This window comes from Streptomyces sp. NPDC127100 (assembly GCF_042724095.1).
Lineage (GTDB): Bacteria > Actinomycetota > Actinomycetes > Streptomycetales > Streptomycetaceae > Streptomyces.
The window spans coordinates 12,433-30,427 of record NZ_JBHXFL010000048.1 but is presented as its reverse complement, the minus strand read 5'-3'; the positions used below and the strand labels follow the sequence as shown (position 1 = coordinate 30,427).

General features: G+C 73.0%; 17 protein-coding genes. 10 read left to right on the top strand and 7 right to left on the bottom strand.

Features of this window, described 5'->3' with window-relative positions:
• Positions 1 to 26 precede the first annotated feature (26 nt).
• Positions 27 to 470 carry a DUF6314 family protein gene (locus ACFWJB_RS30410; protein ID WP_385458421.1) on the bottom strand — a complete coding sequence of 148 codons (444 nt, stop codon included), beginning with the start codon at positions 468 to 470 and terminating at the stop codon, positions 27 to 29.
• A 134-nt stretch (positions 471 to 604) separates the two neighbouring features.
• Here ACFWJB_RS30410 and ACFWJB_RS30405 point away from each other — a divergent pair, with 134 nt between their 5' ends.
• Positions 605 to 3,079: an alpha-L-arabinofuranosidase C-terminal domain-containing protein gene (locus tag ACFWJB_RS30405; RefSeq protein WP_386926231.1), complete on the top strand. Its 2,475-nt coding sequence runs from the start codon at positions 605 to 607 to the stop codon at positions 3,077 to 3,079.
• A gap of 63 nt (positions 3,080 to 3,142) precedes the next feature.
• Here the strand turns inward: ACFWJB_RS30405 and ACFWJB_RS30400 are convergent, their stop codons facing one another.
• Positions 3,143 to 3,763, bottom strand: coding sequence for a hypothetical protein (locus ACFWJB_RS30400; RefSeq protein ID WP_386926229.1), 621 nt, complete (start codon positions 3,761 to 3,763; stop codon positions 3,143 to 3,145).
• 150 nt (positions 3,764 to 3,913) lie between these two features.
• On the opposite strand from ACFWJB_RS30400, the gene argC reads away from it, so the two are divergent.
• The 5 genes from argC to ACFWJB_RS30375 are packed head-to-tail and all read left to right on the top strand — an operon-like array spanning position 3,914 to position 8,738.
• Complete coding sequence (gene argC / locus ACFWJB_RS30395) at positions 3,914 to 4,942, top strand: N-acetyl-gamma-glutamyl-phosphate reductase (RefSeq protein ID WP_385458372.1); 1,029 nt, start codon at positions 3,914 to 3,916, stop codon at positions 4,940 to 4,942.
• Entirely contained in the window at positions 4,939 to 6,090 is a 1,152-nt protein-coding gene (gene argJ / locus ACFWJB_RS30390; RefSeq protein WP_385458371.1) for a bifunctional glutamate N-acetyltransferase/amino-acid acetyltransferase ArgJ, read from the top strand. Before argC ends, argJ begins: the two co-directional genes overlap by 4 nt.
• Positions 6,087 to 6,989 (top strand): acetylglutamate kinase, encoded by a 903-nt coding sequence (gene argB, locus ACFWJB_RS30385; RefSeq protein WP_385458370.1) that lies wholly within the window; start codon positions 6,087 to 6,089, stop codon positions 6,987 to 6,989. Before argJ ends, argB begins: the two co-directional genes overlap by 4 nt.
• Complete coding sequence (locus ACFWJB_RS30380; protein WP_385458369.1) at positions 6,986 to 8,191, top strand: acetylornithine transaminase; 1,206 nt, start codon at positions 6,986 to 6,988, stop codon at positions 8,189 to 8,191. Before argB ends, ACFWJB_RS30380 begins: the two co-directional genes overlap by 4 nt.
• A gap of 7 nt (positions 8,192 to 8,198) precedes the next feature.
• Positions 8,199 to 8,738, top strand: a complete 540-nt coding sequence (locus ACFWJB_RS30375; protein ID WP_385458368.1) for an arginine repressor — start codon at positions 8,199 to 8,201, stop codon at positions 8,736 to 8,738.
• Positions 8,739 to 9,032: 294 nt separating this feature from the next.
• On the opposite strand, the gene ACFWJB_RS30370 is transcribed toward ACFWJB_RS30375, so the two are convergent.
• The 5 genes from ACFWJB_RS30370 to ACFWJB_RS30350 all read right to left on the bottom strand — a co-directional run bounded on the left by ACFWJB_RS30370 (position 9,033) and on the right by ACFWJB_RS30350 (position 13,046).
• Positions 9,033 to 9,770 (bottom strand): FAD:protein FMN transferase, encoded by a 738-nt coding sequence (locus tag ACFWJB_RS30370; protein ID WP_385458420.1) that lies wholly within the window; start codon positions 9,768 to 9,770, stop codon positions 9,033 to 9,035.
• A 55-nt stretch (positions 9,771 to 9,825) separates the two neighbouring features.
• Entirely contained in the window at positions 9,826 to 10,272 is a 447-nt protein-coding gene (locus ACFWJB_RS30365) for an FMN-binding protein (RefSeq protein ID WP_386926225.1), read from the bottom strand.
• 27 nt (positions 10,273 to 10,299) lie between these two features.
• Positions 10,300 to 11,682, bottom strand: coding sequence for a ferric reductase-like transmembrane domain-containing protein (locus ACFWJB_RS30360; protein ID WP_386926223.1), 1,383 nt, complete (start codon positions 11,680 to 11,682; stop codon positions 10,300 to 10,302).
• A 77-nt stretch (positions 11,683 to 11,759) separates the two neighbouring features.
• On the bottom strand, positions 11,760 to 12,455 hold the full coding sequence (locus ACFWJB_RS30355; RefSeq protein ID WP_386926221.1) for a L,D-transpeptidase: 696 nt from the start codon (positions 12,453 to 12,455) through the stop codon (positions 11,760 to 11,762).
• 3 nt (positions 12,456 to 12,458) lie between these two features.
• Positions 12,459 to 13,046 carry a pyridoxamine 5'-phosphate oxidase family protein gene (locus tag ACFWJB_RS30350; RefSeq protein WP_385458364.1) on the bottom strand — a complete coding sequence of 196 codons (588 nt, stop codon included), beginning with the start codon at positions 13,044 to 13,046 and terminating at the stop codon, positions 12,459 to 12,461.
• 118 nt (positions 13,047 to 13,164) lie between these two features.
• Here ACFWJB_RS30350 and argH point away from each other — a divergent pair, with 118 nt between their 5' ends.
• The 4 genes from argH to ACFWJB_RS30330 all read left to right on the top strand — a co-directional run bounded on the left by argH (position 13,165) and on the right by ACFWJB_RS30330 (position 17,933).
• A complete protein-coding gene (argH, locus tag ACFWJB_RS30345) occupies positions 13,165 to 14,598 on the top strand; it encodes an argininosuccinate lyase (protein WP_386926219.1) in 1,434 nt (477 codons plus the stop codon).
• Positions 14,599 to 14,766: 168 nt separating this feature from the next.
• Positions 14,767 to 15,738 carry an aldo/keto reductase gene (locus tag ACFWJB_RS30340; protein WP_386926217.1) on the top strand — a complete coding sequence of 324 codons (972 nt, stop codon included), beginning with the start codon at positions 14,767 to 14,769 and terminating at the stop codon, positions 15,736 to 15,738.
• A 113-nt stretch (positions 15,739 to 15,851) separates the two neighbouring features.
• A complete protein-coding gene (locus tag ACFWJB_RS30335; RefSeq protein WP_385458361.1) occupies positions 15,852 to 16,397 on the top strand; it encodes a TetR/AcrR family transcriptional regulator in 546 nt (181 codons plus the stop codon).
• 3 nt (positions 16,398 to 16,400) lie between these two features.
• Positions 16,401 to 17,933, top strand: a complete 1,533-nt coding sequence (locus tag ACFWJB_RS30330) for an MFS transporter (protein ID WP_385458360.1) — start codon at positions 16,401 to 16,403, stop codon at positions 17,931 to 17,933.
• Positions 17,934 to 17,995: the final 62 nt, after the last annotated feature.

Sequence of the window (17,995 nt, the reverse complement as noted above, 5' to 3'; positions counted from 1 at the left end):
CGCCGGGGCCCCCGGGGCGGCGGGCCCTACCCCTCGCGCGTGTAGTCCGTGACCAGCAGCAGGTCCTTGGCCGGGCCGCCCACGCGCCACACCGTGCGCCAGTGGTCCGGGTCCCGGACGGTGAACTCGCCGCGGTAGTGGTCGGCCGCGCAGGGATGGCCGGCCGTATGGCGACCCGACGTCAGGTCCAGGTCGTGGAAGGGCCGGCCGTCCGCGAAGCGCACGTCCGCCGTGCCCGGGGCGCCGCCCGGCTCGTAACGCAGCGTCCGCTCGGCGGGGCGGGTCACGCCGCGCCACGTGAAGGCACCGGACTCGTGACCGCGCAGACCGCCGCCCTCGCGCGGCTCGAACACGGTCGTCCCCTCGAAGCGGCCGGACTCGCCGCTCGCGTGGTCCCGCACCGACCGCTCCGTGCGCCACCGCCCCGCCAGGTACGCCAGTACGTCCGGTACTGGCCAGAACTCGCCCATCACGTGCCGCTCTCCGTCCCACGCATTGCTGCGCGACCCATTGACGCGCATGCGCCCCCTCCCTATGTTGCCGTTCGAAGTGCTGACCAATGTCCGATATCTCGAACAAACCTAGTGAGAGTCGCGGAGTATCCATGTCACGCACCCGCCTGAGACTCGGTCTCGGCGCCACCGCCCTCCTGATCGCCACGGCCCTGCTGCCGTCCCCCGCCCGCGCGGAGGCCGCCGCCGACTACACGATCACCGTCGACCCGGCAGCCACCGGCCCCGCGATCGACGACACGATGTACGGCGTCTTCTTCGAGGACATCAACCGCGCCGCCGACGGAGGTCTCTACGCCGAGCTGGTCCAGAACCGCTCCTTCGAGTACTCCACCGCCGACAACGGCTCGTACACACCGCTCACCGCATGGACGGCCGACGGCGCGGCCGAGGTGGTGGACGACGCCGGCCGGCTGAACGAGCGCAACCGCAACTACCTCTCCCTGGCCGCCGGTGCGTCGGTCACGAACGCCGGCTACAACACCGGCATCCGCGTCGAGGCGGGCAGGAAGTACGACTTCTCGGTGTGGGCCCGCGCCGGGAGCGGCACCACCCTCACCGTCTCCCTGCGGGACAGCGCGGGCACGCTCGCCAAGGTGCGGCAGGTGACCGCCCGGGGGGCGTGGCGCAAGTACACCGCCACCTTCACCGCGGACCGCACCAGCAACCGCGGCCGGCTCGCCGTCGCCACCACATCGCCCGCCGCCCTCGACATGGTGTCCCTCTTCCCCCGGGACACGTACAAGGGACAGCCCAACGGCCTGCGCAAGGACCTCGCGGAGAAGATCGAGGCCCTGCACCCGGGCTTCCTGCGCTTCCCCGGCGGCTGCCTGGTCAACACCGGCTCCATGGAGGACTACAGCGCCGCCTCCGGCTGGCAGCGCAAGCGCTCCTACCAGTGGAAGGACACCGTCGGACCGGTCGAGGAGCGCGCCACCAACGCCAACTTCTGGGGCTACAACCAGAGCTACGGCCTCGGCTACTACGAGTACTTCCGCTTCGCCGAGGACATCGGCGCCATGCCGCTGCCCGTCGTCCCCGCCCTGGTCACCGGCTGCGGCCAGAACAGGGCCGTCGACGACGAGGCGCTGCTGAAGCGGCACGTCCAGGACACCCTGGACCTCATCGAGTTCGCCAACGGGCCCGTGACCTCCACCTGGGGCAGGAAGCGCGCCGAGATGGGCCACCCGAAGCCGTTCCACCTCACCCACCTCGAGGTCGGCAACGAGGAGAACCTCCCGGCCGAGTTCTTCGCCCGCTTCCAGAAGTTCCGCGCCGCCGTCGAGGCGAAGCACCCGGAGGTCACGGTGATCTCCAACTCCGGGCCCGACGACTCCGGCACCACCTTCGACACCGCCTGGAAGCTCAACCGGGACGCCGGCGTCGACATGGTCGACGAGCACTACTACAACAGCCCGCAGTGGTTCCTGCAGAACAACGACCGCTACGACTCCTACGACCGCGGCGGCCCGAAGGTCTTCCTCGGCGAGTACGCCTCCCAGGGCAACGCCTGGAAGAACGCCCTCGCCGAAGCCGCGTTCATGACCGGCCTGGAACGCAACGCCGACGTCGTCAAGCTCGCCTCCTACGCCCCGCTGCTCGCCAACGAGGACTACGTGCAGTGGCGCCCGGACCTTGTCTGGTTCAACAACCGCGCCTCCTGGAACTCGGTCAACTACGAGGTCCAGAAGCTGTTCATGAACAACACCGGCGACCGCGTCGTCCCCTCCACGGCCACCGGCACGCCGGCCGTCAGCGGCCCCGTCACGGGCGCCGTCGGCCTGTCCACCTGGGCGACCAGCGCGGCCTACGACGACGTGAAGGTGACCTCGGCCGACGGGCGGACCCTGCTGTCCGACGACTTCTCCGGTGACGCCTCGCGGTGGACGCACAGCGGCGCCGGGAACTGGACCGTCCAGGACGGTCAGTACGTCCAGACCGACGCCGCCGCCGAGAACACCCTCGTCACGGCGGGCGACCCGGGCTGGCAGAACTACGACCTGCACGTGAAGGCCACCAAGAAGTCCGGCAAGGAGGGCTTCCTCGTCGCCTTCGGCGTCAAGGACACCGGCAACTACTACTGGTGGAACCTGGGCGGCTGGAACAACACCCAGTCCGCCGTCGAACAGGCCTCGGACGGCGGCAAGTCGACGCTCGTGTCGAAGGCCGGGTCGATCGAGACGGGCCGCGCCTACGACATCGACATCAAGGTCCGGGGCCGCCAGGTCACCCTCTACCTGGACGGCCGGGAGTGGGGCGGTTTCACCGACGACAAGCCGGCCGAGCCGTTCCGCCAGATCGTCACGAAGGACGCGCGGACCGGGGAACTGATCCTCAAGGTCGTCAACGCCCAGGACACGGCGGCCCGCACGGCCGTCGACCTCGGCGGCGCCAAGGTCGCGTCCCGGGCCCGCGGCACCACGCTGGCGGCCGACCAGGACGCGGTGAACACCGAGACGGACGCACCGGTCACCCCCGTGACGTCGACCTTCTCCGGAGTGGCGGGGAAGTTCACGTACACGTTCCCGGCCAACTCGGTGACGTTCCTGCGGATCAAGCAGCGGTAGCGGATCACGCGGCGGTGGGGGCGCGGCACCGGGCCGCGCGGTCTCCCCACGGGGGCCGCGCGGTCACCGCGGCCCGCCGCCTCCGGGCGCCGCCGGCCCGGCGAACGGCGGCAGGGCCTTGAAGCGCTCGTCCAGCGTGACCGTCGGGGTGATCCGGTCCAGCGCGGCCCGGACCAGGGTGAGCGGGTGGCCGGGGAAGTGCGCGTCCCACGACGCGTCGTCGGCCACGTGGTACGGCAGCCCGCCGGTCACCCCGGGCGCGTAGGGGTGGGGCCGGAAGTAGTCGGCCGGTCCCACCCGCGCCATCACCGTCGCCTCCCGCACCCCGGTCGTCGGCCCCTCCGCCGCCTGCACCTTCAGGACCGTGCTGCACGCGGCCCGCGGCACCGTCCACGAACCGAGGAACACCTGCCCGTGCCCGTTCGGCCGCGGCACCTTGATCAGCTGCCGCACGGCGGGCACCCCGTCCACCTCGCCGTCCAGCGCCTCTATCAGCCCACCGCCCGCGCCCGCGACGCCGTGCGCGAGACCGGCGCGCAGTGCGCCGGGCGCGTCCAGCGGGGCCGGGAGGTCCGGCACGAGCGGGAAGAAGTGCACCGACAGCACCGTCCCCCACCCGTCGGTCCACACTCCCGCCTCGCGCTCGGTGAAGCCCGTCAGATCCATGCCGGTGATCGGAGTCATGGCGCTCATCCTTCCGGATGGCCACGCAGCCCACGGCGTGCGGGGCGGGCGCTCGTGCAGCCACTCCGGCCCCGCTCCCACGGCCCGCCGACCGCGTTGCATAAACGTGCAACGAAACGTATAGTCATGCCATACAGAGGAGGGTTTTCCATGGCGGTACGTGCGGCGGTGGCCGGAGCGAGTGGGTACGCGGGCGGAGAGCTGCTGCGTCTGCTCCTCGCGCACCCCGAGATCGAGATCGGCGCCCTGACCGGCAACTCCAACGCCGGACAGCGGCTCGGCGCGCTGCAGCCGCACCTGCTGCCGCTGGCCGGCCGCGTCCTGGAGGCGACCACGCCCGAGGTGCTCGCCGGGCACGACGTCGTGTTCCTCGCGCTGCCGCACGGGCAGTCCGCCGCCGTCGCCGAGCAGCTCGGGCCGGACGTGCTGGTCGTGGACATGGGCGCCGACTTCCGGCTGAAGGACGCCGGTGACTGGGAGCGGTTCTATGGCTCCCCGCACGCCGGCACCTGGCCCTACGGCCTCCCCGAACTGCCGGGTTGCCGCGCCGCGCTGGAGGGGTCCAAGCGCATCGCGGTGCCCGGTTGCTACCCGACCGCCGTGTCGCTGGCCCTCTTCCCGGCCTACGCCGCCGGCCTCGCCGAGCCCGAGGCCGTCGTCGTCGCCGCCTCCGGCACCTCCGGCGCGGGCAAGGCGGCCAAGCCCCACCTGCTGGGCAGCGAGGTCATGGGCTCCATGTCGCCCTACGGCGTCGGCGGCGTCCACCGGCACACCCCCGAGATGATCCAGAACCTCGGTGCGGTCGCCGGTGAGCCGGTCTCCGTCTCCTTCACCCCGACCCTCGCGCCGATGCCCCGCGGCATCCTCGCCACGTGCAGCGCGCGGGCGAAGGACGGCGTGAGCGCCGAATCCGTCCGCGCGGCCTACGAGAAGGCCTTCGCCGACGAGCCGTTCGTGCACCTGCTGCCCGAGGGACAGTGGCCCGCGACCGCCTCCGTCTACGGCTCGAACGCCGTCCACGTGCAGGTCGCGTACGACGCCGCCGCGGGCCGCGTCATCGCCATCGGCGCCATCGACAACCTGGCCAAGGGCACCGCGGGCGGTGCCGTCCAGAGCATGAACATCGCCCTGGGTCTCGACGAGACCACCGGACTGACGACGATCGGAGTTGCGCCGTGAGTGTGACGGCAGCAAAGGGATTCACGGCGGCGGGCATCGCCGCCGGGATCAAGGAGAACGGCAACCCCGACCTGGCCCTCGTGGTCAACACCGGCCCCCGGCGCTCCGCCGCGGGCGTCTTCACCTCCAACCGCGTCAAGGCCGCGCCCGTCCTCTGGTCCGAGCAGGTCCTCAGGAGCGGTGAGCTGACCGCCGTCGTCCTCAACTCCGGCGGCGCCAACGCCTGCACCGGCCCGAAGGGCTTCCAGGACACCCACGCCACCGCCGAGAAGGCCGCCGAGGTGCTGGGCATCGGCGCGGGCGAGGTCGCCGTCTGCTCCACCGGCCTCATCGGCGTCCTGCTGCCCATGGACAAGCTGCTCCCCGGCGTCGAGACCGCCGCCGGCCTGCTCTCCGAGCACGGCGGCGAGAAGGCCGCCATCGCCATCAAGACCACCGACACCGTGCACAAGACGTCCGTCGTCACCCGGGACGGCTGGACCGTCGGCGGCATGGCCAAGGGCGCCGGAATGCTCGCCCCGGGCCTCGCCACCATGCTCGTCGTCCTCACCACCGACGCCGACCTCGACGCCGAGGTGCTCGACCGGGCGCTGCGCGACGCCACCCGCGTCACCTTCGACCGGGTCGACTCCGACGGCTGCATGTCCACCAACGACACCGTGCTGCTGCTCGCCTCCGGAGCCTCCGGCGTCGCCCCCGGGTACGCCGCGTTCGCCGAGGCCGTACGGACCGTCTGCGACGACCTCGGCCAGCAGCTCATCCGGGACGCCGAGGGCGCCAGCAAGGACATCAGGGTCGAGGTCGTGAACGCCGCGACCGAGGAGGACGCCGTCCAGGTGGGCCGCACCATCGCCCGCAACAACCTCCTCAAGTGCGCCATCCACGGCGAGGACCCCAACTGGGGCCGCGTCCTGTCCGCCATCGGCACCACGTCCGCCGCCTTCGAGCCCGACCGGCTCAACGTCGCCATCAACGGCGTCTGGGTCTGCAAGAACGGCGGCGTCGGCGAGGACCGCGAGCTGGTCGACATGCGCTACCGGGAGGTCCACGTCGTCGCCGACCTGGCCGCCGGCGACGCCACCGCGACCATCTGGACCAACGACCTCACCGCCGACTACGTCCACGAGAACAGCGCGTACTCCTCATGAGCACGACTCGGAAACACACCGCCCTCCCGAAGGCGCAGATCCTCATCGAGGCGCTGCCGTGGCTCGTCCGGCACAACGGCAAGACGGTCGTCATCAAGTTCGGCGGCAACGCCATGATCGACGAGGACCTGAAGGCCGCGTTCGCCCAGGACGTCGTCTTCCTGCACCACGCCGGCCTCAAGCCCGTCGTCGTGCACGGCGGCGGCCCCCAGATCAGCGCCGCCCTGGACAAGCACGGCATCGTCAGCGAGTTCAAGGCCGGCCTGCGCGTCACCACCGAGGACGCCATGGACGTCGTGCGGATGGTGCTGGCCGGGCAGGTCCAGCGCGAGCTGGTCGGGCTGCTCAACCAGCACGGACCGCTCGCCGTCGGCATCACCGGCGAGGACGCGCACACCCTGACCGCCACCAAGCACCAGCCCGAGATAGACGGCGAGTTCGTCGACATCGGGCGGGTGGGCGAGATCACCGACATCGACACGGGCGCGATCGAGGCACTGCTCGCCGACGGCCGCATCCCGGTCGTCTCCTCCATCGCCCGCAGCCAGGACGACCACCATGTCTACAACGTCAATGCTGATACGGCGGCTGCGGCACTCGCTGCGGCGCTCGGCGCCGAGACTCTCATGGTCCTCACGGACGTCGAGGGACTCTACGAGGACTGGCCGAACAGCGACGAGGTGATCAGCCGCCTCACCGCGTCCCAGCTCGAGAAACTGCTGCCGGAGCTGTCCTCCGGCATGGTGCCGAAGATGGAGGGCTGCCTGCACGCCGTGCGGGGCGGCGTCACCACCGCCCGCGTCATCGACGGCCGGGTCCAGCACTCGATCCTGCTGGAGATCTTCACCGACGAGGGCATCGGCACGATGGTCGTGCCGGACGAACAGGGGGAGTCGTGAGCAACGAGGAACTGACCGCGCGGTGGCAGGGCGCGCTGATGAACAACTACGGCACGCCCCGCCTGCCCCTGGTGCGCGGCGAGGGTTCCCGGCTCTGGGACGCCGACGGCACGGAGTACCTCGACTTCGTCGGCGGCATCGCGGTCAACGCCCTCGGCCACGCCCACCCGGCGGTCGTCGACGCCGTGAGCCGGCAGATCGCCTCCCTCGGCCACGTCTCCAACCTCTTCGTCGCCGAGCCGCCCGTCGCGCTCGCCGAACGGCTGCTCCAGCACTTCGGCCGCGACGGCAAGGTCTACTTCTGCAACTCCGGCGCCGAGGCCAACGAGGGCGCCTTCAAGATCGGCCGGCTCACCGGGCGGCCGCACATGGTCGCCACCGACGGCGGCTTCCACGGCCGCACGATGGGTGCCCTGGCGCTGACCGGGCAGCCCGGCAAGCAGGAGCCGTTCCGGCCGCTGCCCGGTGACGTGACCCACGTCCCCTACGGCGACGCCCAGGCGCTGGCCGCCGCGGTCACCCAGGACACCGCCCTCGTGATCATCGAGCCGATCCAGGGCGAGAACGGCGTCGTCGTCCCGCCGCCCGGCTATCTGAAGGCGGCGCGGGCCATCACCGCGGCCACCGGTGCCCTGCTGGTGCTGGACGAGGTGCAGACCGGCATCGGCCGGACCGGGCACTGGTTCGAGTACCAGGCCCACGAGGGCGTCCTGCCGGACATCGTCACGCTCGCCAAGGGACTCGGCGGGGGGCTGCCGCTGGGCGCCACCGTCGCCTTCGGCCGGGCCTCCGAGCTGCTGAAGCCCGGCCAGCACGGCACGACCTTCGGCGGCAACCCCGTCTCCTGCGCCGCCGGGCTCGCCGTCCTCGACACCGTCGCGGGCGAGGGACTGCTGGACAACGTCAAGCGGCAGAGCGAGAAGCTCCGCGACGGGATCGAGGCCCTCGGCCACCCGCTGGTCGCCCACGTCCGGGGCGCCGGACTGCTCCTGGGTATCGTGCTCACCGAGCCGCTCGCGCCCACCGTGCAGCGGGCGGCTCAGGACGCCGGGATCCTCGTGAACGCGCCCGCACCCGATGTCGTACGGCTGATGCCGGCGCTGAACCTCGGCGACGACGTGGTGGACGCGTTCCTCGGGGCGCTGCCCGGCATCCTTGACCAGGCCCACGAGGCCGACGGGGACGGACGATCCGGAGAATGAGACGACGATGAGCCAGGCGCAGGAGCACGAGCAGACCAACGGGCCTGCCGTACCGCAGACCCGCACCGCACGTCACCGCCGGATCGTGGACATCCTCAACCGGCAGGCGGTGCGCTCGCAGAGCCAGCTCGCGAAGCTGCTCGCCGACGACGGGCTGACCGTCACGCAGGCGACGCTCTCCCGGGACCTGGACGAGCTGAACGCGGTGAAGATCCGCAACACCGACGGCGACCTCATCTACGCGGTGCCCAGCGAGGGCGGCTTCCGCACCCCGCGGGCCCCGCTCGGGGAGTCGGCGAAGGAGGAGCGGATGCGGCGGCTCTCCGCGGAGCTGCTGATCTCCGCGGAGGCGTCCGCGAACCTCGTGGTCCTGCGCACCCCTCCGGGGGCGGCGCAGTTCCTCGCCTCGGCGATCGACCAGGCGGAGCTGCACGACATCCTGGGGACGATCGCGGGCGACGACACGCTGCTGCTGATCAGCAGGGAGCCGACGGGCGGCAAGGCCCTGGCGGACCACCTCCTGCGCCTGGCCCAGAACGGCCACTGAGCGCCGCGCGGCTCACTCCGCGGCACGCCGGTCTCGGCGCCGCGGGGGTGGCTGCCGGACGCAGGGTGCGGGTGGCCGGTGGCTGGTCGCGCAGTTCCCCGCGCCCCTCGAGGGGCGCGCCCGCCCCGGCCACGATCACTCGCTCCGCCCGCCCACCCGCACTGCTGCCGCCGCGGGCAGTCGTGCCTCCCCCAGGGCCTCGCCCGAAGCCGAGAGTGAGGGAGGCACCCCGCGACCGCGGGCCGGTGAAGCGCCGGTACCCGAGCCGGGACGCCGGGCACCCGCCGGCTCCGCTCACCCCAGCCGGCCCGCCAGCCCCCCGGTGCACCGCACCTCGTCGCCCGCGGTCAGCAGCAGCGCCTCGACCCCGTCGAGCGACTCCAGCCACCGCACCCCCTCCCGCGACCCCATCGCGAACGCCGCCGTCGCCCAGCAGTCCGCCCACGTCAGCCGGGGCGCCACCACCGTCACCGCCACCAGGTCCGTCACCGCGGGGCGCCCGGTGCGCGGATCGACGATGTGCGCCCCCCGCTCCGCGGTCCCGGACGTCGCGACGGCCAGCTCCGTCGCACCCGCGGCGGAGACGACGGCCGCCAGCCCGCCCGGCCGCAGCGGATCCGCCACCCCCACCCGCCACGGCCTGCGCGCCCCCGGCGCCCCTAGCATCTGCACGTCACCGCCCCCGTTGACGCTGACACCGCTCGCGCCCGCCCCCGCGACCAGCCGGGCCGCACGCTCCACCGCCCACCCCTTGACGATCCCGGACGGGTCGAGCCGCCCCCCGTACGACGGACTGAACCAGCCGTCGCTCACCCGCTCCGCCTCCGCCGCCAGCCCCAGCACCTCGGCGACCTCGGGCGCACACTGTCCGACGGCCAGCTCGCCGCGCGCCAGCCGGGAGACCTGGCTGTCCTCCCGGTAGGTGCTGAACACCTCGTCCACCCGGCGCAGCCCGGCGGCCGCCTCGTCCAGCGCGGCGCGTACGGCAGCGGGTGCCCCGCCGCGGACGTCGAAGGAGAAGACGGTCCCCATCGTCTCCACCACCCGGCGTACCGCGGCGGGAGCCTGTGCGGGTCCCGGCACCGCGTCAGCCACCGGCCCGGTCCAGCGCCGACTGCAGGGACCGCCGGTATCCGGCGCTGGTGTAGGTCGCTCCGGAGACGGCGTCGATGTCGGCGTCGCCGGCCAGGACCGCCGCCCGGTTGAGCCGGGGCACGGCGTCGGCGGTGACCTGGCCGCTGCGCCCGCCGCCGGGCGCCCGGACGGCCTCGGCCGCGATGATCCTGCCGCCGCTGACGGTGACCCGCACCTGCACGGGCCCGTACTGGGTGTCGGCCACGTCGCCGGTGACCGTACCGGCGTCGGCGCCCCGCCCGCCCTGCGGCGACGGCGCGGTGGCCGGCGGCACGGTACCGCCCGCCGCCGCGGCGGCTCCCGGGTCGGAGGCCGGCTTCAGGGACAGCAGCAGCACGATCCCGGACACGGTCGCGGCGCCGGCGAGCACGGCACGCCGCACGGGGTGGCTCTTCCTCATCTCCGCTGAGCTCCTGACGTCCGTCGCTCACATCGCGAACGACTCGTGGTGGATACGGCGGGCGGGGACACCCGCGCCGCGCAGTGCCTCGTAGACCGACTGGGCGAAACCGGGCGGCCCGCACAGGAAGACGTCGTGGCGGTCCACGTCCGGGATCTTGCGGCTCAGGCTCTCCGCGGAGATGTCCGGCCGTTCCCCGTCCGGGCTGTTGACCGCGTACATCAGCCGGGCCCCCCGCTCGTCGGCGATCCGGGAGAGCTCGTCCCACAGGGCGAGCTCCTGGGTGCTGTTGGCCCGGTACAGCAGGGTGATGTCGCCGGACGCGCCGGGCAGCGTCTCGAACAGGGCCCGCATCGGCGTGATCCCGACCCCGCCGGCGACCAGCAGGACCTTGCCGCGGCTGCGGCGCTGGGCGGTCAGCGCGCCGTACGGGCCCTCCGCCCACACCCGGGTGCCGGGGGCCAGCTCGCGCAGCCGGGCGCTGTGGTCGCCGATCGCCTTCACGGTGATCCGCAGCATGTCCGGGCGCGGCGCCGCCGACAGCGAGTACGGGTGGGAGCTGAACCGCATGCCGGGCGCCAGGAACCGCCAGCGGAAGAACTGGCCGGCCTCCGCGCCCATCCGGTGCAGCCGGCGCCCGCCGATCAGCACCGACACGATCCCGGGCGTCTCCTCGATCACCGCCTCGACGCGCAGCCGGTGCCGCAGGTTGAGGCGCAGGGGGGTCAGGACGCGGTACCAGAGCACGAGCGCCGTCACCGTCCCGTACAGCGCGTACCAGACGGTCCCGGCGACCGGCTCGACGGCGAAGTCGTTGCCGGTGGCCAGCTGGTGCCAGAAGGTCAGGAACACCGCCGCGTAGGTGAGCAGGTGCACGTGGTACCAGACGTCGTACGGGATCCGGCGGCGTACGGGGCCGGCGGACAGCAGCCCGATGAGCAGGAACAGCGCGGTGCCGACGGCCGCCTTGCCCATGTCCGGCAGGTTGGTCACGGAGTCGACCGTCTGCCGGACGATGCCGCCGGGGCCCAGGCCGGCCTGCACCGCGTAGCCCCACATGACCAGGACGACGTGCGCGAGGACCAGGCAGAGCGTGTAGCGGCCGGTCATGGCGTGCCACCGGGCCACCCGGTCGGAGCCCACCCGCCGCTCCAGCGCGGGCACCCGGGCCATCTGGAGCACCACCAGCGCCATGAGGTACCCGGCGAGCAGCCCGGTGATCCGGCCCGCGTTGAGGATCCTCCCGGTGTCGTCGGTGATGGCGGGCGTGTTGCGCCACCACAGCCACAACACGCCCGCCGCGCCCGCCCACACGGCGAGCAGCAGGGGGACGGCCGGGGAACGGCGCGGGCGGATGCGCCGCATCGTCTGACGGCGGGCGGCACGGCCGCCGGCGAGCGTGGTGGTCACGGTTCCTCCGTGGGGACTCGACCGCTGGCCCACAGATACGCGCCGCACCGCCCGGATGTTCAGTCCGGGCCGCTCACTCAGTAGCGGGTCACCGCGGTGGCACCGCCCCGCGTGCCGATGGCGATGTGCGGCCGGGCCGCCGGATCGGCCCAGGTGAGGATGCGCCGCATGGCGTCGTTCGGCACCGACACGCAGCCGGCCGTCGCCCCCCGCCCGTTCACGTGCAGGAAGATGCCCGCACCGAGCCCGCGCACCGGACGCTCGTAGTTGAAGCCGACGACCACGGCGTGCGCGTACTGCGTGCCGTACGTGATCAGGTGCTCGGCCTCGGTGGCGCGGCAGTCGGCGGGGCGGGGCTCGGTCCAGCGGTTGTAGGCGAGGGAGGCGTTGTCCTGGCACCACCACGAGTCCTCGCGCACCGGACGGTAGGGGTACGCCGTCCCGTCCGGCGCCGCCTGGACACCGAAGGCGTACGGCAGGTCGTACAGGCCGGTCGGGGTGGTGTCCGTGCCCTGGACGCGCGTCGCCCCGTCCGTCAGACCCTTCGCCCCGAAGCGGGCCGGCGCCGAACCGGTCCTCACCCACCGGCCGCCCCGGCGGTCCCACCAGGTGACGGTGCCCGTGGTCGAGGCGGTGTCAGGGGCGACCGCGACGATGAGCTGGGTGCCGCCGCCGGTGTCCGCCATTCGGGCCGGCAGCGGCCGGGGCACGGGCGCGGCGCCCAGGGCCGGGGCGGACAGGGCGAGGAGGGCGGCGAGGGCACCGGGGCGCATGGCTCAGACCGTAGACGGCGGCAGCGGCAGCGGCAGCCCGGGAAGCCCGTCCAGGCTCGTCGCGATGTGCTCCTTCCTGGTGAAGTACGCGCTGAGCGAGGCGTCGTCCTCCCGCGCGAACCGCTTGCCGTGCAGATCCCGGTCGTTCTCGTACGCCATGAAGGGGACGCCGTACCCGCAGGTGTCGCGGACGAGTTCGGCGGTCACGACGATGATCGCGCGCAGTCCGTGCGCGCCGGTGTCGATGTCGGGGAAGTGGGTCAGCAGCTCCGGGAAGCGCGGGTCGTCGCGGAAGACCGGCTCCCCGCGGCCGTGCACCCGGACGATGTTCGGCGGGCCCTGGAAGGCGCACCACATGAGGGTGATCCGCCCGTTCTCCCGGAGGTGGGCGATGGTCTCGGCGTTGGAGCCGGCGAAGTCGAGGTAGGCCACGGTGAGTTCGTCGAGCACGGCGAAGGATCCCGTGAGTCCCTTGGGCGAGAGGTTGACCGTCCCGTCGGCGGTCAGGGGAGCGGTGGCGGTGAAGAAGAGGGGCTGCGCCTCGATGAAGGTGCGGAGCCGGCCGTCTATGCGCTCATAAGTCTTTCCCATGTCTAACGATTATGGTCCGCGGGGCGGAGCGCGTCCCGCGGACCAGCGAGATTGACGAATCATGCAGGGTTCTGCATACTCATGCAAGCCAGTGATTGCACGGTGAGGAGCGACACAAGTGAGCAGCAACAACGGTGACGTACGGCTCTGGGGCGGCCGTTTCGCCGACGGCCCCGCCGAGGCCCTGGCGAAGCTGTCCGCGTCCGTCCACTTCGACTGGCGGCTCGCCCCCTACGACATCGCCGGTTCGCGTGCCCACGCGCGCGTGCTGCACCGGGCGGGTCTCCTCACCGAGGACGAGCTGACCCGGATGACCGCCGGGCTCGACCGGCTCGAGGCGGACGTCGCCGACGGCTCCTTCACGGGCACGATCGCCGACGAGGACGTCCACACGGCCCTGGAGCGCGGCCTGCTGGAGCGCCTCGGCCCCGACCTCGGCGGCAAGCTCCGCGCCGGACGGTCCCGCAACGACCAGGTCGCCACCCTCTTCCGGATGTACCTGCGCGACCACGCCCGCGTCGTCGCCGGCCTGATCGCCGACCTCCAGGACGCCCTGATCGGCCTCGCCGAGGCTCACCCGGACGTGGCGATGCCCGGCCGCACCCACCTCCAGCACGCCCAGCCCGTGCTCTTCGCCCACCACGTCCTCGCCCACGTCCAGGCGCTGTCCCGGGACGCGGAGCGGCTGCGCCAGTGGGACGAGCGGACGGCCGTCTCGCCGTACGGCTCGGGCGCGCTCGCGGGCAGCAGCCTCGGCCTCGACCCGGAGGCGGTCGCCCGCGACCTCGGCTTCGAGCGCGGCAGCGCCGGCAACTCCATCGACGGCACGGCCTCCCGGGACTTCGTCGCCGAGTTCGCCTTCATCACCGCGATGATCGGGGTGAACGTCTCCCGCATCGCCGAGGAGATCATCATCTGGAACACGAAGGAGTTCTCCTTCGTGACCCTGCACGACGCCTTCTCCACCGGCTCGTCGATCATGCCGCAGAAGAAGAACCCGGACATCGCCGAGCTGGCCCGCGGCAAGTCCGGCCGTCTCATCGGCAACCTCACCGGCCTGATGGCCACCCTCAAGGCCCTCCCGCTCGCGTACAACCGCGACCTCCAGGAGGACAAGGAGCCGGTCTTCGACTCCATCGACCAGCTGGAGGTCCTGCTGCCGGCCTTCACCGGCATGATGGCCACCCTCACCGTGCACCGCGAGCGGATGGAGGAACTGGCCCCGGCCGGGTTCTCCCTCGCCACCGACATCGCCGAGTGGCTGGTCAGGCAGGGCGTGCCGTTCCGGGTCGCGCACGAGGTGGCCGGCGAGTGCGTGAAGGCAGCCGAGGCCGAGGGCAAGGAACTGGACGAGCTGACGGACGAGCAGTTCGCGAAGATCTCCACCCACCTGACCCCCGAGGTCCGCTCGGTGCTCGACGTCCCCGGCGCCCTCGCCTCCCGCGACGGCCGCGGCGGCACCGCGCCCAGCGCGGTCGCCGTGCAGCTCGCCGAGGTCAAGGCGGACGTGGCGGCCCAGCACGCGTGGGCCGGGGCGAAGAAGCAGGCCTGACCCCGGCAGGCGCGCGGAGCCGGGACACGGCCGGCTCCGCCGCCCGGGCGCGGCACGCCCCGGCGGCCCCGCGCCCGCCGACGCACCGGCCGGTCCGGACACGGGGGCGGAGGCCATCGGGGGTACGTTGGTCGAAGCCGTACCGGAGCCGACCGAACGGAGCCCGCGATGCCCTTCGCCCGCCTCGCCGCCGCGACGACCCCGACCTGCCACATCGGCCTGGGTCTCGCCGCCGTCGGCCGCCCCGGCTACATCAACCTCGGCAGAGCGCGCGACCTCGGCGACGACCGCAGCGTCGAGGCGCTGCGCGAACGGACCCACGACCTCCTCGACGCCGCCTACGCGCAGGGCGTGCGCTACTTCGACGCGGCCCGCTCCTACGGGCGGTCGGAGGAGTTCCTCGCCGCCTGGCTGCGGGGGCGTCCCGACGCCGACGACGTCGTCGTCGGCAGCAAGTGGGGCTACACCTACACCGCCGACTGGTCCGCCGACGCCGAGCAGCACGAGGTCAAGGACCACGGCGTCGCCACGTACGAGCGCCAGCGCGCCGAGACCGACGCGCTCCTCGGCGACCGGCTCGACCTCTACCAGATCCACTCCCTCACCCCGGACAGCCCGGCCCTCACCGACGCCAAGCTCCACGCCGGGCTCGCCGAGGCCGCCGCGCGGGGCGTCACCGTCGGCTTCTCCACCAGTGGCCCCGCCCAGGCCGACACGATCCGCGCCGCGCTCGCCGTGACCGTCGACGGCGAGCCGCTCTTCCGCACCGTCCAGTCCACGTACAACGCGCTGGACACCTCCGCCGGGCCCGCACTGGCCGAGGCCCACGACGCCGGGCTCACGGTGATCGTCAAGGAGGGCATGGCCAACGGGCGCCTCGCCGGGCCGCAGGCGCCGGACGCCCTGCGGGCCGTGGCCGCGGAGACGGCCCTGGGCTGCGACGCGGTCGCCCTCGCGCTGATCCTGCGGCAGCCCTGGGTCGACGTGGTCCTCTCCGGCGCCGCGACCGTGGCACAGCTCGGCTCGAACCTGCACGCCGCCGTCGTCGACCTCGACGACGACCAGGTGGCACGCCTCGCCTCCCTCGCCGAGGATCCGCGCGCCTACTGGGAGCGGCGCGCACGGCTTCCCTGGCACTGACCGGGCCCCCGCCCGTGTGACCGCCACGCCGACTCGCCTTCCCGTCGACCCGGTGGTGAGTCACACATGCCCACCTTGAGACATCAATGTCGCATGTGGTCTATGGTTGTCTCATGGCCGTCGATCGAGAACAGGTACTGCGCAGCGCCGCCGCCCTGCTGACCCGCAGAGCCACCGCGACCATGGACGAGGTCGCGAAGGCGGCCGGGATCAGCCGGGCCACGCTGCACCGCCACTTCGCCGGGCGCGACGCCCTCGTCCGCGCCCTGGAGGCGCTCGGTATCGCCGAGTGCGAGGCGGCCCTCGACCGGGCCCGCCCGGACGACGGTCCCGCGGCCGAGGCGGTGCGCCGGCTCGTGCGCGAACTGGAGTCCGCCGCCGGCCTGCTCGCCTTCCTCTACACCGAGAACCAGCTGTTCGAGGGCGAGCAGCAGAACGAGGGCTGGGCCCGCATCGACGCCCGGCTCACCGAGCTGTTCCGCCGGGGCCAGGAGAGCGGCGAGTTCCGCATCGACCTCACCCCGGTCTGGCTCACCGAGGCGCTCTACGGCCTGCTGGCCTCCGGCGCCTGGGCGGTGACCGAGGGCCGCGTGGCCCGCAACGACTTCACCCGCATGACCGTCGAGCTGCTGCTCGGCGGCGCGCTTCGGAGAGAGTGAGAAATGACCCGCACCCTGCAGACGGCACCGTCGGCCGAGGCGGTGAAGCGCCCCGGCCGCTGGCTGGCGCTGTCCGTCCTCGTGCTGGCCGTACTGCTGGTGGCCGTCGACGCGACCGTCCTCGGTCTCGCGACCCCCTACATCAGTGAGGACCTCGCGCCCTCCGGCACCCAGCTGCTGTGGATCGGCGACGTCTACTCATTCGTCATCGCCGGTCTGCTGGTCACCATGGGCAGCCTCGGCGACCGCGTCGGCCGCAAGCGGATCCTGCTCGCCGGCGCCACGGCGTTCGGCCTGATATCCGTCCTCAACGCCTACGCCACCACCCCCGAGCTCATGATCGTCGCCCGGGCCCTGCTCGGCGTCGCGGGCGCCACCCTGATGCCCGCCACCCTCGCCCTGATCCGCAACCTCTTCCACGACCCCCGCGAACGCAGCCTCGCCGTCGGCATCTGGGGCGCCACCGCCTCCGCCGGCACGGCGGTCGGGCCCATCGTGGGCGGGTTCCTGCTGGAGCACTTCTGGTGGGGCTCGGTCTTCCTGATCAACCTGCCCGTGATGGTCGTCCTGGTCCTCGTCGGCATCAAGCTGCTGCCCGAGTCCCGCAACCCGAACCCGGGCCCGTGGGACCTGGCCGGCGTCGTCCTCTCCCTGGTCGGCATGGTCGGCGTCGTGTACGCCGTCAAGGAGGCCGCCGCGCACGGTTTCGCGTGGACCACGCTCGCCTCGGGCCTGCTGGGCGCAGCCGCACTGTACGGCTTCGTCCGCCGCCAGCTGTCCATGCCGGTCCCGCTGCTCGACGTGCGGCTGTTCCGCAGCCGTGGCTTCAGCGGCGCCGTGCTGGCCGACCTGCTGACCGTCCTCGGCCTGTCCGGGCTGGTGTTCTTCCTGTCGCAGTACCTGCAACTCGTACAGGGCAGGAGCCCGTTCGAGGCCGGACTGGCCGAACTGCCCGCCGCGATCGGCGCGGTGGTGGCCGGCCTGATGGCGGGCCGCGCGGCCCGGCGCTTCTCGGTGCGTGCGGTGGTCTCCGGCGGTCTCGCCGCCGTCGGCCTCGCGCTCGCCGCGCTGACCGTGATCGGCCAGCACACCGGCTATCCGCTGCTCGGCACGGCCCTGCTGGTGGTCGGCGTCGGTGCCGGGTTCTCGTTCACGGTCACCGCCGACGTGATCCTCTCCAGCGTGCCGGGCGAGCAGGCGGGCGCCGCCTCGGCCGTCTCAGAGACGGCGTACGAACTCGGCGCCGCCCTCGGCATCGCCCTGCTCGGCTCGATCGTGACCGGCGTCTACCGGGACTTCACCGGCCCGCAGGGCACCCCGGCCGCCGCCCACGAGTCGCTCGGCGGTGCGGTGCAGGCCGCCTCCGGGCTGCCCGCGCACACGGCCGAGGGACTGCTGGACGCCGCCCGCCAGTCCTTCGTCGACGGACTGACGCTCGCCTCGGGCGCCGGCGCCGTGGTGCTCCTGGCAGCCGCCGGCGCGGCCTGGTTCCTGCTGCGCGGCCAGCGGCTGGAGGACGGCACCGAGCACCCGTAGCCGTGGCGACACGACGAGGGCGGGCCACCGTCACGGTGGCCCGCCCTCGGTGCGTGCGTCCG